Origin of the sequence: Allochromatium humboldtianum (assembly GCF_013385175.1) — a bacterium.
GTDB lineage: Bacteria > Pseudomonadota > Gammaproteobacteria > Chromatiales > Chromatiaceae > Thermochromatium > Thermochromatium humboldtianum.
In genome coordinates, this window is sequence record NZ_JABZEO010000003.1 from 384,607 (window position 1) to 400,586 (window position 15,980).

A 15,980-nucleotide genomic window follows, 5' to 3' on the forward strand; every position below is an offset into this window, starting at 1 on the left:
GATGGTCTCTAGAGTGAATGGGTTGTGGCCGGGAGCCGGCCGTTGGGGTTCAGACCGGCGGACGTGTCGCCTCGCCCTGGATGGGGTCGGGCAGCACGGCGACGACCGTGCCCCAGTTGCGGCAGCTCGGACACTGCCAGTGCAGCGCGCGCGCCTGGAACCCGCACTGCTCGCACTGATAGACGGACTGGCGCTGCAACAGATGACGCGCCACGCCGAGCGCGACCCGCGCATAGCGGTGCGCACGTCCATCCGGGCTCGACTCGCGCGCGCGCAGATCGAGGAAGCGCTCCAGTACCGCCAGATCGGCCCAGCGCGCCAGATAGTCGGCCAGCAGATCCAGAGCCGCCTCGGAACCGTGCGCCCGCTCCACACGCTCACCGAGCGCCAGCATCAGATGCGGACCGGCTCGACCGGCAGCCAGTGTCTCGAGTTGCGCGATCACGTCCTCGCCCAGCCGCTCCATGGACTCGATCAGGGCCGGCAGAATCTCGGGCGCGTAGGTCGCTCCGCGCTCGGCGACGCGCTTGAAGAGCGCGGCCGCCCCCACGACATCGCCCTCCTCCAGCGCCATGAAGCCTTCCAGCATGGTCGCGCGGACACAGTCGGACTCGATGTCCCGCGCCCGACTCAACTGCGCGCGTGCGCCCGCCGGATCCTGTCGCCGCCGCGCCTCCTCGGCCAACTCGCAATGATAGTGCGCGATCTCGATCGTGAGGCGCTGGCCGGTCAGGGCCTCGAGCTGGGCGGCCACCTCCAGACAGCGGCTCCAGTCGCGCTCGCGCTGATAGATCTCGCGCAGGGCCTGGAGCGCGCGCTCACTGTGCAACCCCAGCCCGACGAGTTCCTCGAACAGCGCCTCGGCCCGATCGAGCAGCCCGGCGCTCATGTAGTCCTGCCCGAGTTCGAAGAGCGCAAAACCGCGCAATTCCGGACCGAGATGACGCCGTTCGATCAGATTCTGATGGATGCGAATGGCGCGATCGACTTCGCCGCGACGCCGGAACAGACTGCCGAGCGCCAGATGCGTCTCGGCCGTCTCGCTGTCGACCTCGGTGAGGCGCAGAAAGAGATCGATGGCCTTGTCCGGCTGCTCTTCGAGCAGATAATTCAGGCCGCGCAGAAAGTCCGGATGCGCCGCCGGCAGGACATCGATCTTGCGACGCAGATCGCGGCGCGCCAGCCACCACCCCGAGGCCGCCGCCACGGGCAGGAGCAGAAAGAACAGTTCGATCATCCGCTCCTCCGCGAGACAACCCGCCCTTCGGGCCTCCAGTTCGACACGGCCTCACCCCCATGGATGGATCTAGCGACGAGAAGCCCCGATATCCCGGTTGGGGGCATGACCAGACCCGATGGCCTTGGGTCCGGGTGCGCGTCCATGCTCAGATTCCCAATCATACAGACAAGCGGCCCGACTCGCATGACTCGGCAAGCGTCTGCCGGCGCGCCGACCCGACCGGCCATCCGGCGGATTTCCCGCAACCTCAAACCAGGACTCGACGACATGCGCGATCTCAACGGCAAGACCATCCTCATCACCGGCGCCTCGGGCAACTTGGGGGCCGCCACGGCAAGCGCCTTCGCGGCTCAGGGCGCACGTCTGGCCCTGACCGGACGTGATCCGGAGGCGCTGCGTCGCACCCAAGCGATGCTGCCCGCCGGTACCGACTCGCTGGCTCTGAGCGTCGATCTGCTCGACCCGGAGCAGGTCGCGGCCATGGTCGAGCAGGTCGCGAGCCATTTCGGCGCCATCCATGGTCTGGCCAACATCGCCGGCGGCTTCAGCATGGGACCGGCGATCCAGGACACGACGGATGCCGAGTGGAACGCCATGCTCGACCTCAACGCCCGCACCGCCTTCCACGGCGCGCGCGCGGTCGTGCCGAAGCTGCTGGCGGCCGGTCAGGGCGTCATCGTCAACGTCGCCGCGCGCGCGGCCCTGCACGGCGTCGGGCGCATGGGGCCTTACTGCATCTCCAAGGCCGCCGTCGTCACCCTGACCGAAACGCTCGCCGATGAACTCAAGTCGAGCGGAATCCGGGTAAACTGCGTCCTGCCAGGCACGCTGGACACGCCCCAGAACCGCGCGGCCATGCCCGACCAGGATCACTCCAACTGGGTCGGACTCGACGCCCTGGCCGACGTCATCGTTTTTCTGGCCTCGGATCTGTCGCGCGGCATCACCGGGGCGGCCATTCCCGTATACGGACGCAGCTAGCTGAGGATCATCGTGCGACGCGAAGCCGACACCCAGACATCCGGAACCCTCTCTCCCATCGTCCAGGCGAACCAACCGCCGAGCCTCCCGGACGCTCGCCCCACTCCCCGGCGGATGAACTTCGTCGGGTTGCTGCTGATCGGCAGCCTACTCGTCCTGCCGGCGGTCATGGCCCGCTCCGGACTCGATGCCGAGACCCAGACGCTGCTGGTCGAGGCCGTCACAGCCGCCGCCGACCTCGACGCCTATCACAGCCGCTGTCGGGGCGACGGCTCGGGTCGACGAACCGAGAACCTCAACAAGCTCATCGTCGGCAAGCTGCGCACGACCGTCCTCACGGTCCAGGACGACTTCTTCCCCGAGCGCAGCTACCGCCGCGTCCAGGCGCGACTCGAAAGCGACTTCGTCGAGCGCCTGCAAGCAGCCGGCGGCTGTCAGGGCGCCAAGGACTCTACTTGGCCCGAAGAACTGCGCCAACGCTACGAAACGGCCATCGAAGCTATTCGCCAGCTGCCCTGATCCTGCCGGCGGCGCCCGCCACCGATCGTCTGGTACGTCACGCGCCGGACGCCCTCCAATGACGACCGGACTTTACAGTCCCGATCGCTCGCTATATAAATAACAACAATTCGCATTTTCATGCTTTGACGACCGATGCGTTTCGCGCGTCAAGGCGTCGCTTTGCCCGCGTGACTGAAATCGACTTAACCAGGAGCAACGATCCTTGAGAATCCAACCACTCTCCGCCTCTATCGCACTCATGCTCGCCGCCGGCGCCGCCCAGGCCACCGGCTCATCGAACACCCAACCGTCGGGCGAACCCAAGCGCCTCGAACGCCTTGAACAGCGTCTCGATCGCCTGGAAGGCTCGCTCAACGACACGCACACCAAAGACGACGCCGCACCGGCTTGGTATCGCAACATCGAGATCGCTGGTCTGATCGAGGTCGAGGCCAGCTATCTCTCGCCCTATGAGGGCGGCAGCGAGAGTGACATCGTGCTGGCCACGGCTGAGCTGGGCATCCGCTCGCAGGTCAACGACTGGGTCGAGGCTGGGATCTCATTCCTCTACGAGCAGGACGAGACCGATCTCGAGGTCGACACCGCCTATCTGACGTTCGCCAATGCCGATGTCTCGCCGCTGTTCCTGACCGCCGGTCAGGTCTATGTGCCCTTCGGCGTCTATGAGACCAATCTGGTCTCCGACCCGCTGACACTGGAGATCGGCGAGGCGCGCGAGACGGCGCTGCAACTGGGCTTCGAGCACAGCGGCTTCTCGGGTAGCGTCTATGTCTTCAATGGCGACAACAAGGTCAAGGGCAAGGATCGGATCGAGAGCTGGGGAGCCAATCTCGGCTTTGCGCAGGACAGCGATGACTGGGCCTGGTCGGTGGGCGCCGGTTATATCAACGACCTCGGCGACTCGGACAGCCTGCATGAAACCATCAACGATATCCGGGTCGGTGCGGCCGAACTCGATCCGAGCCTGAGCATCGATCCAACCGAGCGTACCGCCGGCTGGACTCTCAACGCGGCCGCGAGCTTCGGCCCCTTCAGCCTCATCGGCGAATATCTGTCGGCGGCCGACGACTTCGACCCGATCAGCCTGGAGTTCAAGGGCGAGGGAGCGCGTCCTTCGGCCTGGAACTTCGAGGCCGGTTACAGCTTCACGCTGTTGGGGCGCGAATCGGTAGCGGCAGTGGCCTATCAGGGCACGCGCGAGGCGCTGGCGCTCGAACTGCCCAAGGAGCGCTGGCTGCTCGGCTGGTCGATCGAAATCTTCGATCGCACCTCGCTCGGACTCGAATGGGCGCATGATCGTGACTACAACACGCGCGACGGCGGTACCGGCAAGTCGGGCGACACCTTCACCGCGCAGCTGGCGGTCGAGTTCTGACCGCGTTCGCCGCTCTCCTGTGGCGGGGCCGATCGACGACCTCGCCACGCTCCTATGCCCTCCCGCCTCCGCCACCGAATCTCCGCTGAAACCATTTTCTTGCCGTCGACGTTCGCCAAAAACTGACGTCCATACAGCACCTTCCGCGCGCCCCTTCCGGCGATGGCTCTTGTCAAGCGCATTTGTCTCTAGCCACAGCATCTGGTTAGAGGTATACTCTCCGCCTACTACATATTGTGCCCGCGCCTGCGGGCGCTTTGCGTTCCAGCCGCTCGCCAAGGGTACTGATTTGGAACGAAAAGCGCGATTTCAGTCGGTCACAGGCGCCGACATCTCTGCTCAAACCGTACCAGGAACCGAGGATCACGATGGCCAACCAAACGCACTCCCCCACTCCCCCGACCCGCGTGGTCAAGCGCGATGGGCAGGAGGTGCGTTTCGATGCCGGCAAGATCGAATCGGCGATCCGGCGTGCCGGTCAGGCCAGCGGCGAGTTCGGCGCCGCCGAGGCCAGTCTGCTGACCGCGCAGGCGATCAAGGTGCTGACGCACCGCTTCAGCGATGGCCGTCTGCCCGACATCGAGGGCATCCAGGATGTCGTCGAGCAGACGCTGATCGCCGCCAACCACTTCGAGACCGCGCGTGCCTATATCGTCTATCGCGAGCAGCACAACAAGCTGCGCACCGACAGCCGCACCCTGGTCGATGTCGGCAGCTCGATCAACGAATATCTGGACCGCTCCGACTGGCGCGTGGCGGCCAATGCCAATCAGGGCTACTCGCTCGGCGGGCTGATCCTCAACACCTCGGGCAAGATGATCGCCAACTACTGGCTCAATCACGTCTATCCGCCCGAGATCGGCGCCGCACATCGCGAAGGCGATCTGCACATCCATGACCTGGACATGCTTTCCGGTTACTGCGCCGGCTGGTCGTTGCGCACCCTGCTGCACGAGGGACTCAACGGCGTGCCCGGCAAGGTCGAGGCCGCACCGCCCAAGCACATGTCCTCAGCGATCGGTCAGATCGTCAACTTCCTCGGCACGCTCCAGAACGAGTGGGCCGGCGCGCAGGCGTTCTCCAGCTTCGATACCTACATGGCGCCCTTCGTGCGCGTCGACGGCCTGCCCTACAAGCAGGTCAAGCAGTACATCCAGGAACTGATCTACAACCTCAATGTGCCGTCAAGGTGGGGCACCCAAACGCCCTTTACTAATCTCACCTTCGACTGGGTCTGTCCGGAGGATCTGCGCGAGCAGGTGCCGGTGATCGGCGGTGTGGAGCAGCCCTTCACCTATGGCGATCTCCAGGCCGAGATGGACATGATCAATCGGGCCTATATCGAGGTCATGACCGAGGGCGATGCCAAGGGGCGGATCTTCACCTTCCCGATCCCGACCTACAACATCACGCCGGATTTCCCCTGGGAGAGCGAGAACGCCGAGCAGTTGTTCGAGATGACGGCCAAGTATGGCCTGCCCTACTTCCAGAATTTCGTCAACTCAGAGCTGACGCCCAACATGGTGCGTTCCATGTGCTGCCGGCTCCAGCTCGATCTGCGCGAGCTGCTCAAGCGCGGCAACGGGCTGTTCGGTTCGGCGGAGCAGACCGGCTCACTGGGCGTGGTCACGATCAACTGCGCGCGGCTCGGCTATACGCATCGCGGCGACGAGGCAGGCCTGATGGCGCGGCTCGACGAACTGCTCGACATCTCGCGCAACAGTCTGGAGATCAAACGCAAGGTCATCCAGCGCCACATGGACGCCGGACTCTTCCCCTATACCAAGCGCTATCTGGGCACGCTGCGCAATCATTTCTCGACCATCGGGCTGAACGGCGTCAACGAGATGATCCGCAACTTCACCCGCGACGCCGAGGACATCACCACGCCCAAGGGTCATGAGTTGGCCTGTCGGCTGCTCGATCGGGTGCGGGCGCGCATGGTCGAGTTCCAGGAAGCGACGGGCAATATGTACAACCTGGAGGCCACGCCGGCCGAGGGCACGACCTACCGCTTTGCGCGCGAGGACCAGAAGCGCTTCCCGGACATCCTCCAGGCCGGCACCGAGGAGACGCCCTATTACACCAACAGCTCGCAGTTGCCGGTCGGCTATACCGACGACCCGTTCGAGGCGCTGGCGATGCAGGAAACGCTGCAAAGCAAGTACACCGGCGGCACGGTGCTGCATCTGTACATGAGCGAGCAGATTTCCTCGACCGAAGCCTGCAAGCGTCTGGTGCGCCGTGCGCTGGAGAACTTCCGTCTGCCCTATATCACGATCACGCCGGTGTTCTCCATCTGCCCCAAGCATGGCTATATCGCCGGCGAGCACCAGTTCTGCCCGATCTGCGACCAGGAGCTGATCGCGCGCAAGCAAAAGGCTCAGTGCGCCGGCGCGGACTGTCAATCCATTCACTGAACACCCGAACCCGAGCGGCTGGACTCGACGGCCCCGGTAGCGTCGAACCGGCCACGGACCCGACCTCGTCGCACGCGCGGCGAGAGCAATAACACCGACGCATCGAAGTTAAGGAGAATGCGCACATGAACGACACTATCGAACTCAAGACCGAAGAACGGACCCCCTGCGAAGTCTGGACCCGCGTCATGGGCTACCATCGTCCGGTTACGGCCTTCAATGCCGGCAAGCAGGCCGAGCATGCCGAACGCTGCTATTTCAACGAGCAGCCTCGTGGTTCGCTGAGCCGGCAGGAACAGCGGGTCGCGGCCTGAGTCCGCGCCTATCTCCTAGCCGCTCTTGCGGCGGCTGAATCCTCCGTCCATGCCTGACAGCGCTCCCTTTGCCGCGTCCGACCATGCTCAAGCCGCCGAGCGGCTGAGGGTCGGCGGCTTCACGCGCCTGACGACCATCGACTATCCCGGCGAGCTGTCGGCGGTGGTCTTCTGTCAGGGCTGTCCCTGGCGCTGTCGCTATTGTCAAAACGGCGATCTGCTGGACTCAGGCGTGAATGAATCGCTGATCGACTGGGCGGACATCCGCGCTTTTCTGCGTCAGCGGGTCGGACTGCTCGATGCCGTGGTCTTCAGCGGCGGCGAGCCGACCGCGCAATCTGCGCTCAGTGCAGCCATCAGCGAAACCCGTGCACTCGGCTACAAAATCGGTCTGCACACCAGCGGCGCCTATCCCGAACGCCTGCGCCCGCTCCTTCCGCTGATCGATTGGGTCGGACTCGATATCAAGACGCTGCCCGAGGACTATGCGGCCCTCACCGGCCTGCCCGATTCGGGTGAGCATGCCTGGGCGAGTTTGGCCTTGCTGCTGGAAGCTGGGGTGAATCTGGAAGTCCGCACCACCCTGATGCCTGACTGGACACCCGACTACCTGCAAACACTGAGCCAGAGGCTGGCGACCAAGGGTGTTCGGCGCTATGTATTACAAGCCTGCGCAACCCAGCGGGCACTCGATCCACACCTGCCCGGCTACTCGATCATGCCGCGCGAACTCGTCGAAGCGGTCGACCCGATGGCCTTTGAGCGCCTGGATGTCCGAGGTTTGTAGCGGCTACCCAGCAACCGATCGCTGAATGCCACAAAAATAATACGCCTTTGTTACGCCTGTCTCCGCTCAGCGCCTAGCCCTGTTACGCCCGCGCTCGCTAACCTGTCCAGCCTTGGTCAACAATGCTGAGTGAGGTCATCGTGTACTCCATCCTGCTCGTCATCGTGCTGGCGTTGCTGGTGTATCTGTCGGTCGCCCTGTTGCGGCCCGAGCGGTTCTAGCCATGAGCATCGTCAGCGCTCTCATCCTTCTTGCCCTGTTCGGCCTCTGTTTCCTGTTCATTGAATGGGAGCATCTCCTATGAATGAAGTGCTGCTCATCTACGCCGCTGCATTGCTGCTGGCCTGGCCGTTGGGGCGCTACCTGGCGGCGATCTATTCGGCGACACCGACCGTGCTTGATCAGGTATTCGGACCTGTCGAGTGGGTGATCTACCGTGCCATCGGCGTCGATCCCCTTGCCCCGATGAGCTGGAAAGCATACGGCAAGGCGCTGCTCAAGCTGCACCTGATCATCGCGTTGATCGCGCTCGTGATCCTGGTGCAGCAGGGGTGGCTGCCGGCGAACCCGGATGGCGTCGAGGGAATGTCTTGGGATCTGGCGTTGCATACCACGGCGTCGTTCATCACCAATACCAACCAGCAGCACTACTCGGGTCAGGCGCAACTGTCCTATTTCGCGCATCTGGTCGCCATCGTCAGTATGCAGGTGATCACACCGGCGGCCGGTATCGCGGCCCTGGTCGCCATCCTGCGCACGGCGTTCACGCAGCGCGATGCAACCGCATCGACCCCGGAAGGCGCCGTATCGGTCGGAAACTTCCACGCCGATCTGGTCCGCGCCATTGTCCGGGTGATGCTGCCGGTGGCCTTCATCACCGCGCTGCTGCTCGCCTGGCAGGGGGTGCCCAACACTTTCATGGGCGCGCGGACCGTCACCCCGCTCGATACCGGCACGGGGCTTGCCGAGCAGCGTATCCCGGTCGGCCCGGTAGCACCCATGGTCGCGATCAAACAGCTGGGCACCAACGGCGGTGGCTGGTACGGCCCCAACAGTTCCGTGCCGCTGGAGAACCCGACGCCGGTATCCAACTTCGTCGAGACCATTGCCATCGTGCTGATCCCGATGGCCCTGGTGTTCATGGCCGGTTATCTGACCGGTCGGCGGCGATTGGCGATCCTGGTGATGGGTGTGATGCTGTCCCTGTCGGCGCTCCTGACGGGCATCAATATCTGGTCGGAGAACCAACCCAACGCCGCTTTTGCCGGCCTCGCGGCCGATGGCCCGAATCTGGAAGGCAAGGAGGTGCGCTTCGGCGCCACGGCCACGGCGCTCTGGGGCAGCTTCACCACCCAGACCTCCAACGGCTCGGTGAACGGGATGCATGACTCCTTCAACCCACTGGGCGGTGCCACGACGCTGATGGATATGTTCATCAACGCCACCTTCGGCGGGGTCGGCGTGGGGCTGATCAACTTCCTGCTGTTCCTGCTGCTCGCGGTGTTTCTCGGCAGCCTGATGGTGGGCCGCTCACCGGAAGTCTACGGTCGCGCGCTGGAGGCCAGGGAGATCAAACTGATCTGCATCGCGCTGCTGATCCAGCCATTGCTCATTCTCGGCCTGACCGCTACGGCGGTGGCGATTCCGGGTCTGGCGCAGAACTCCAACCCCGGCTTCCATGGTCTGAGTCAGGTGCTCTATGAGTACACCTCCGCCTTTGCCAACAACGGATCCGGCTTCGAGGGGCTGGGTGACGATACGGTGTGGTGGAACCTCAGTTGTGCCGTGGCGCTGATCCTGGGCCGCTTCATTCCGATCCTCGCACCGCTGGCGCTGGCCGCCCACCTGGCAGGCAAGCGCGTTGCACCCATGACCTCGGGCAGTCTGGCCGTGGAAACGCCCACCTTCGCCGTGCTGACCCTGGGCGTGATCCTGATGTTCGCGTTGCTCAGCTTCTTCCCGGTTCTGGCCCTCGGCCCGGTCGCCGAGTTCCTGTCACTGGCGAACTGATGCCTTGGAGAATGAATCATGAAACGTCAGCGCAACGCATTGAAGTTACTGGATGCCCACACTCTGGCCCGCTTGGCGGGTGAGTCGCTGCGGCGGCTCCACCCACGCCGGCTGGCGCACAACCCGGTGATGTTCGTGGTCGGGGTCGGTACCCTGGTGACCCTGTGGCTGACCGGCACCGATATCATCGCTGGTCGCCCCTGGGGCTTCGATCTCGCCATCACTCTGACGCTGCTGTTCACCCTGCTCTTTGCCAACGCCGCCGAGGCACTGGCGGAGGCGCAGGGCCGGGCGCAGGCCGAGAGCCTGCGCTCCACACGGAAACAGCTCGTGGCCCGGCGCGTTCGGGGGGACGATGAAGAATCGGTGCCCGCCACCGCCCTGCGTCGCGGCGACCGGGTGCGCGTCCTGGCGGGCGAGCTGATTCCCGCCGACGGCGAGATCATCGAGGGCGCCGCCAGTATCAACGAGTCGGCGGTCACCGGCGAATCGGCGCCGGTGCTGCGCGAGGCCGGTACCGACAACAGCGGCGTCAGCGCCGGCACCAGGCTGCTGACCGACAGCCTCCTGGTCGAGGTGACGGTGGAGTCTGGCCAGTCGCTGCTGGATCGCATGATTGCGCTGGTGGAGAGCGCCAAGCGGCAGAAGACGCCCAACGAGATCGCGCTCACCGTGCTGCTGTCCGCACTGACCATGGTGTTCCTGATCGTGGTGGCGACCCTAGTGCCCTTCGCCGCCTTTGTCGGCGCCGAAGTCTCGGTACCTGTACTGGTCGCGCTCCTGGTCTGCCTGATCCCCACCACCATCGGCGGCCTGCTGCCGGCCATCGGTATCGCCGGCATGGATCGCGCCATGCGGGCCAATCTGGTGGCCAAGTCGGGCAAGGCGGTGGAGGTGGCCGGCAACATCGACACCCTGCTGCTGGACAAGACCGGCACCATCACTCACGGCGACCGCCAGGCCAGCGATTTCCTGCCCTTGACCAGGATCGCTCCTGAGCAGCTGCGCGAGGCCGCTATGCTTTCGTCACTGGCGGATCCCACGCCTGAGGGCAAATCCATCGTTGCGCTGGCGAAGAGCCGTGGGGCGACGGCCGAGGCCGACCCCGAGGCGCGCGTCCTGGCATTTTCCGCCAAGACCCGCCTCTCCGGCATCGACCAGCCCGACGGCCGTCGTATCCGCAAGGGCGCACCGGATGCCATACGCCGCTTCGTCACCGAGAATGGCGGCTCCTACCCGGATGAGACCACTGCGCTGGTGGAACGTGTGGCGCGTGGCGGCGCGACGCCGCTGGTGGTCGCGCAGGACGATCGGGTGCTCGGCGTCGTGCCCCTGTCCGATATCATCAAGACCGGCATCAAGGAACGCTTCCAGCGCCTGCACGCCATGGGCATCCGCACGGTGCTGATCACCGGCGACAATCCGCTGACTGCGGCGGCCATCGCCGCCGAGGCCGGCGTGGCGGACTACATCGCCGAGGCCACGCCGGAGGATAAGCTGGAGTACATCCGGCGCGAACAGGCCCAGGGACGCCTGGTGGCCATGATGGGCGACGGCACCAACGACGCGCCCGCCCTGGCCCAGGCGGATCTGGGGCTGGCGATGAACTCCGGCACCCAGGCTGCCAAGGAGGCGGGCAACATGGTCGACCTGGATTCCGACCCGACCAAGCTGCTGGAGGTGGTGGAGATCGGCAAGCAGTTGCTGGTCACCCGCGGTGCGCTGACGACCTTCTCACTGGCCAATGACGTAGCCAAATACTTCGCTATCCTCCCGGCCATTTTCGTCGCCGGCGTACCGGCCATGCAGGCGCTCGACATCATGCAGCTCAACAGTCCGGCCACGGCGGTGCTGGCGGCGGTGATCTTCAATGCCCTGGTGATCCCGGCGCTGATCCCCTTCGCCCTGCGCGGGGTGCACCTCCGCCCGGTCAGTGCCGACGCGCTGTTGCGCCGCAACCTGTTGATCTACGGTTTGGGCGGACTGGTGCTGCCGTTCCCGGCGATCAAGCTCATCGATCTTGGTCTTGGCTTGGTGATGTAGGAGGTCGTCATGAATCACGCCCAATCCGTTGCCCGGATATCCACCGCGACGCCTGTCGCACACTGGCTCCAGGCGCTACGCGGCGCCTTGGTGCTGATGGTCCTGTGTGGAGGTCTGTACCCGCTCTTTACCGTGGCGATCGGTGCCGCCCTGTTCCATGTTCAGTCGACCGGCAGTCTCATCGAACGCGACGGCCAGATGATCGGCTCGGCGCTGGTGGGGCAGCCGTTCAGTGCGCCGGGCTATTTCCACGGCCGCCCCTCGGTCGCCGGGTACGATCCCTTCGCCGTCTCCGGCTCCAATCTGGCGCCGAGCAATCCGACGCTGCGCGAACGGGCCTCGGTCAGCTCAAGCGCCTTTTCCGCCGCAAACGGCGTGGCACCGACGGCGATCCCTGTCGATCTCGTCGCCGCCTCCGGGTCGGGCATCGACCCGCACATCAGCCCGGCTGCCGCCGAGATCCAGATCGATCGGGTCGCCGCCGCGCGCGGACGGCCGCGTTCAGAGGTCGCAGGCCTGGTGGCGGCGCGGGTGGAGCGCCCGGTGCTGGGCGTTCTGGGACAGCCGCGCGTCAATGTGCTCCAGTTGAATCTGGCACTCGACGCCCTCGGCTCAGAGGCCGGCGTAACGCCATGAACGCGCCGGCGGACGACCGGCCGGATCCGCAGGCCCTGCTATCAGCCATCGAGCGCGAGCGGCACGGGGCGCTCAAGATCTTCCTGGGCGCCTTTCCCGGCGTCGGCAAGACCTACAAGATGCTGGAGGCGGCGCGCGAGGCACGGCGCGAGGGTGCCGATATCATCATCGGGATCATCGAGAGCCACGGACGGCAGGAAACCGAGGCACTGTGCGAGGGGCTGGAGTCCATTCCGCTGATGCAGATGGCCTATCGCGGCGCCCAGTTCCGCGAGCTGAACCTGGATGCCATTCTCAAACGTGCGCCGGCCGTGGTGCTGATCGACGAACTGGCCCATCGCAATATTCCGGGTACCCGCCACCTGCGTCGTTACCAGGATATCGAGGAACTGCTGGAACACGGCATCGATGTCTGGACCACGGTCAATATCCAGCACCTGGAGAGTCTGAATGATGTGGTCGCACGCATCACCGGCGTGCGCATGCGCGAGACGGTTCCGGACACCGTGCTCAGTGAGGCGCGCGACGTCGTGCTGGTGGATCTGACGCCCCGCGAGCTGATCGAGCGGCTCAAGCAGGGCAAGGTCTACATCCCCGAGCAGGCCCGCGCGGCCCTCGATGGCTTCTTCAGTCCGACGAATCTGGCGGCACTGCGCGAACTGGCCTTACAGACCGTAGCCGAGCGCATCGACCGGGATGTGCGTGAGGTCATGCGCAGCCAGGGAGTCACGGGTCCGTGGCCGGTACGGGCGCGCATCGTCGTCGCCATCGACGGCATCGGTAACGGTGAGGAACTGGTGCGTCTCGGCCGGCGTCTCGCCGAGCGTCGTCGGGCGCCATGGAGCGCGGTGTTTGTCGATCGCGGCGACACAGGCCCCGAACAGCAGGCCGGTGTCGAGCGCACCTTCGAGCTGGCCGCGCGCCTGGGGGGCGAAACCCTGACCCTGCGCGGCCATGATCCCGTGGAAGAATTACTGGCCTTCGCGCGCGAACGAAATGCCACCACGCTGGTGGTGGGGCGCAGCCGGCACCGACCCCTGGCGGGATTGTTCAGCCAGTCCTTGAGTCAACGCTTGTTGCGGCGCGGCGAAGACTTCGAAATCACCTTTGTTCCCTCACGGGTCGCCCGGGTGCGTCGGCTCCGGCTCCGGCGACTCGAACCGATGCGTGACTATATCTTGACGCTGGCCGTGGTCGCGGCGGCGACTGGCATCGCTGCGGCCATCGAGCCTTTGGTCCTCTTGCCCAGCCTCTCGCTGGTCTTCCTGATCGCCGTCTTGCTGGTCGCGGTGCGCACGGCCATGCGCCCGGCGCTGATCGCGGCGGTCCTGAGCGCCGCGGTTTACAACTTTTTCTTCACGGAACCGCGCTTCACCTTTGCCATGCATCGTCCGCACGAGCTGGCGACCGTCGGCTTTTTTCTGATCATGGGCCTGATCGGCGGGCAGTTGGCCGGTCGTCTGCGCCACCAGGTGCTCGCGCTGCGCGGAACCAACGAAATGACGCAAAGGCTGCTGTCCCTGAGCCGCCGCCTCTCGGCCGCCGTCGATCTCCCCACGGTCCATCGCGAGGCCACGAGGACGATCGCCGAGTCTCTGCACGTCCCGGTGGTTCTGATGGCACCGGGCGACGGCGGCACACTGATGCAGGCGGCCGCCTCGCAGGACGAGCTGGACCTGAATGACAAAGCCCGATCGGCCGCGCAATGGGCGTTCGATCATCGTCAACCCAGCGGCTTTCAAACACAAACCCTCTCGGCACTCGATTGGCGCTTTCTGCCGCTGGCGATCGAGCAGGAGTGCTTTGGTGTGCTCGGTGTCTACCGATTGAGCCAGGGCTTCCAGAGTGAACAACTCGCCGCCATCGACGCGCTGATCACGCAGGTGACCATGGCCATTGCCCGTACCCGCCTGGCTACAACCCTGGAGCAGGCCAAGGTCGCCGAAGAGACGGAGCGCTTGCGTTCGGCGCTCCTGTCATCGGTGTCCCATGATTTGCGCACCCCGCTGGCCTCGATGATCGGTGCGGCCAGCAGCTTGCGTTCTTTGGACGAAGCCCTGTCCAGGGACGACAGACACGAGCTGCTCGACTCCGTGATCAGTGAAGGCGAGCGGCTCAACCGCTACATCCAGAATCTGCTCGATATGACCCGGCTCGGGCACGGCACCTTGAAACTGGAGCGGGACTGGATCGGCATCGACGACATCCTCAACTCGGCACTGCGGCGTACCCGCGAGTTACTGCACCACTGTCGGCTGATCAGACACATCGAGCCGGGCCTGCCGTTGCTCTATGTTCACCCCGCATTGATCGAGCAGGCGCTGGTCAATGTCATCGAAAACGCGGCAAAATTTTCGCCCGAAGGCGGCGAAGTGCAGGTCGCGGCGATGCGTGACGACGGTGAACTGCTGATCACGGTCGCGGATGAGGGACCGGGCATTCCATCCGATCACCGTGAAAAGGTGTTCAACATGTTCTTCACCGGCGGTGAAGGCGATCGCGGCAAGCATGGCAGCGGGTTGGGACTGGCCATCTGCAGCGGCATGATCGGTGCTCATGGTGGGCGCATCGAGGCGCTGCCTGGGCCGGGCGGTCGGGGGACCACCATCGCCACCCGCTTGCCGCTGATCGAGCCTCCCGACGACGATAACGAGGAACGCGCATGACTGAAGGCAACGCCTCCGCACGCCTCCTTATCATCGACGATGAGGAACAGATCCGGCGATTCCTGCGCATCAGTCTCAGGAGCCAGGGGTATCAGGTCATCGAAGCGGAGACGGCCGGCAAGGGACTCGAGCTTGCGGCGACCCAGACGCCGGACTTGATCGTGCTCGACCTGGGGCTTCCCGATGCCGACGGCCAATCCGTGCTGAATGAATTGCGTCACTGGTCGACCGTGCCGGTCATGATCCTGTCGGTTCGGTCATCGGAGAGCGAAAAGGTCGCCGTGTTGGACGCGGGGGCCAACGACTACGTGACCAAGCCATTCGGCATTCAGGAGTTCCTGGCGCGTGTGCGTGCGTTATTGCGCCTGCCTCGGGCGACTGAGAGGCAGGATGCCGGAATTTACGATGATGGTTATCTCCATATCGATCTGATCAAGCGTATTGTGTCCGTGATGGGCGAAGAGGTGCATCTCACACGCAAGGAATTCGCCATTTTCAAGATGTTGGTCTCCAACCCCGGCCAGGTGATCACCCAGACCCAGCTACTGCGCGAAATCTGGGGACCAACGCATGCCGGCGACACCCACTATCTGCGCAACTTCATCGGCCGCATTCGCCAGAAGCTCCGCGAAGACACCGATGAACCGCGCTATCTGCGCACGGAACCCGGCGTGGGTTATCGCTTTCTCGATGGCCGAGGCGATTGAGGGTCGCCGGAGAGAGACCAAGCACCATCGTCGGTGCCGATAAGAACCGGCTTGTCCTCACACCCAACCGCTTCGCCATTCTCAAGGCTCTGGTGGGGGGCGGCTCAATCGGCGCGCGCGAATTGGCGCGGCACGTCAGATGCGATGTGCGTGCGGTCCACGCCGACGCGCAGCGATTGGCGAGAATTGGGCTGACCGAGAAGCGCCGCGATGGCAAGCGACTCTTCCCGTATGGCGCTTTCGATATCCGGCTTGTATGGCGCGCGTCGGCTTGATCTT

The 15,980-nt window shown here is 64.7% G+C and carries 14 protein-coding genes; 13 read left to right on the plus strand and 1 reads right to left on the minus strand.

The features are described from left to right. Positions 1–49: 49 nt before the first annotated feature. Complete coding sequence (gene lapB / locus HW932_RS06520) at positions 50–1,237, minus strand: lipopolysaccharide assembly protein LapB (protein ID WP_176975669.1); 1,188 nt, start codon at positions 1,235–1,237, stop codon at positions 50–52. Positions 1,238–1,507: 270 nt separating this feature from the next. Here lapB and HW932_RS06525 point away from each other — a divergent pair, with 270 nt between their 5' ends. From HW932_RS06525 to HW932_RS22245, 13 genes are all read left to right on the plus strand, one after another. After that, positions 1,508–2,221: an SDR family NAD(P)-dependent oxidoreductase gene (locus tag HW932_RS06525; protein ID WP_176975670.1), complete on the plus strand. Its 714-nt coding sequence runs from the start codon at positions 1,508–1,510 to the stop codon at positions 2,219–2,221. A 12-nt stretch (positions 2,222–2,233) separates the two neighbouring features. After that, entirely contained in the window at positions 2,234–2,740 is a 507-nt protein-coding gene (locus HW932_RS06530) for a hypothetical protein (protein ID WP_343046965.1), read from the plus strand. Positions 2,741–2,945: 205 nt separating this feature from the next. Beyond that, entirely contained in the window at positions 2,946–4,118 is a 1,173-nt protein-coding gene (locus HW932_RS06535; RefSeq protein WP_176975671.1) for an LbtU family siderophore porin, read from the plus strand. Positions 4,119–4,486: 368 nt separating this feature from the next. Then, entirely contained in the window at positions 4,487–6,538 is a 2,052-nt protein-coding gene (locus HW932_RS06540) for a ribonucleoside triphosphate reductase (protein ID WP_176975672.1), read from the plus strand. A 125-nt stretch (positions 6,539–6,663) separates the two neighbouring features. Then, the gene (nrdD, locus tag HW932_RS06545; RefSeq protein ID WP_176975673.1) at positions 6,664–6,852 is read left to right on the plus strand and encodes an anaerobic ribonucleoside-triphosphate reductase; all 189 of its coding nucleotides are present in this window, start codon (positions 6,664–6,666) and stop codon (positions 6,850–6,852) included. Positions 6,853–6,901: 49 nt separating this feature from the next. Further along, entirely contained in the window at positions 6,902–7,639 is a 738-nt protein-coding gene (locus HW932_RS06550) for an anaerobic ribonucleoside-triphosphate reductase activating protein (RefSeq protein ID WP_176975674.1), read from the plus strand. 122 nt (positions 7,640–7,761) lie between these two features. Then, positions 7,762–7,860, plus strand: coding sequence for a K(+)-transporting ATPase subunit F (gene kdpF / locus HW932_RS06555; protein WP_012970371.1), 99 nt, complete (start codon positions 7,762–7,764; stop codon positions 7,858–7,860). 79 nt (positions 7,861–7,939) lie between these two features. After that, positions 7,940–9,649 (plus strand): potassium-transporting ATPase subunit KdpA, encoded by a 1,710-nt coding sequence (gene kdpA / locus HW932_RS06560; RefSeq protein ID WP_176975675.1) that lies wholly within the window; start codon positions 7,940–7,942, stop codon positions 9,647–9,649. An 18-nt stretch (positions 9,650–9,667) separates the two neighbouring features. After that, the gene (kdpB, locus tag HW932_RS06565) at positions 9,668–11,692 is read left to right on the plus strand and encodes a potassium-transporting ATPase subunit KdpB (protein ID WP_176975676.1); all 2,025 of its coding nucleotides are present in this window, start codon (positions 9,668–9,670) and stop codon (positions 11,690–11,692) included. Positions 11,693–11,701: 9 nt separating this feature from the next. Continuing rightward, positions 11,702–12,328 (plus strand): potassium-transporting ATPase subunit KdpC, encoded by a 627-nt coding sequence (kdpC, locus tag HW932_RS06570; protein WP_176975677.1) that lies wholly within the window; start codon positions 11,702–11,704, stop codon positions 12,326–12,328. Beyond that, positions 12,325–14,994 (plus strand): sensor histidine kinase, encoded by a 2,670-nt coding sequence (locus HW932_RS06575; RefSeq protein ID WP_176975678.1) that lies wholly within the window; start codon positions 12,325–12,327, stop codon positions 14,992–14,994. Before kdpC ends, HW932_RS06575 begins: the two co-directional genes overlap by 4 nt. Continuing rightward, the gene (locus HW932_RS06580; protein WP_176975679.1) at positions 14,991–15,701 is read left to right on the plus strand and encodes a response regulator; all 711 of its coding nucleotides are present in this window, start codon (positions 14,991–14,993) and stop codon (positions 15,699–15,701) included. Before HW932_RS06575 ends, HW932_RS06580 begins: the two co-directional genes overlap by 4 nt. After that, on the plus strand, positions 15,698–15,976 hold the full coding sequence (locus HW932_RS22245; RefSeq protein WP_484476989.1) for an HVO_A0114 family putative DNA-binding protein: 279 nt from the start codon (positions 15,698–15,700) through the stop codon (positions 15,974–15,976). Before HW932_RS06580 ends, HW932_RS22245 begins: the two co-directional genes overlap by 4 nt. The last annotated feature ends 4 nt before the right edge of the window (positions 15,977–15,980 follow it).

Coding starts and splice junctions, on each gene's coding strand:
- lapB (WP_176975669.1), bottom strand. CDS start 1,237: ATGATCGAACTGTTCTTTCTGCTCCTGCCCGTGGCGGCGGCCTCGGGG.
- HW932_RS06525 (WP_176975670.1), top strand. CDS start 1,508: ATGCGCGATCTCAACGGCAAGACCATCCTCATCACCGGCGCCTCGGGC.
- HW932_RS06540 (WP_176975672.1), top strand. CDS start 4,487: ATGGCCAACCAAACGCACTCCCCCACTCCCCCGACCCGCGTGGTCAAG.
- nrdD (WP_176975673.1), top strand. CDS start 6,664: ATGAACGACACTATCGAACTCAAGACCGAAGAACGGACCCCCTGCGAA.
- HW932_RS06550 (WP_176975674.1), top strand. CDS start 6,902: ATGCCTGACAGCGCTCCCTTTGCCGCGTCCGACCATGCTCAAGCCGCC.
- kdpF (WP_012970371.1), top strand. CDS start 7,762: ATGCTGAGTGAGGTCATCGTGTACTCCATCCTGCTCGTCATCGTGCTG.
- kdpA (WP_176975675.1), top strand. CDS start 7,940: ATGAATGAAGTGCTGCTCATCTACGCCGCTGCATTGCTGCTGGCCTGG.
- kdpB (WP_176975676.1), top strand. CDS start 9,668: ATGAAACGTCAGCGCAACGCATTGAAGTTACTGGATGCCCACACTCTG.
- kdpC (WP_176975677.1), top strand. CDS start 11,702: ATGAATCACGCCCAATCCGTTGCCCGGATATCCACCGCGACGCCTGTC.
- HW932_RS06575 (WP_176975678.1), top strand. CDS start 12,325: ATGAACGCGCCGGCGGACGACCGGCCGGATCCGCAGGCCCTGCTATCA.
- HW932_RS06580 (WP_176975679.1), top strand. CDS start 14,991: ATGACTGAAGGCAACGCCTCCGCACGCCTCCTTATCATCGACGATGAG.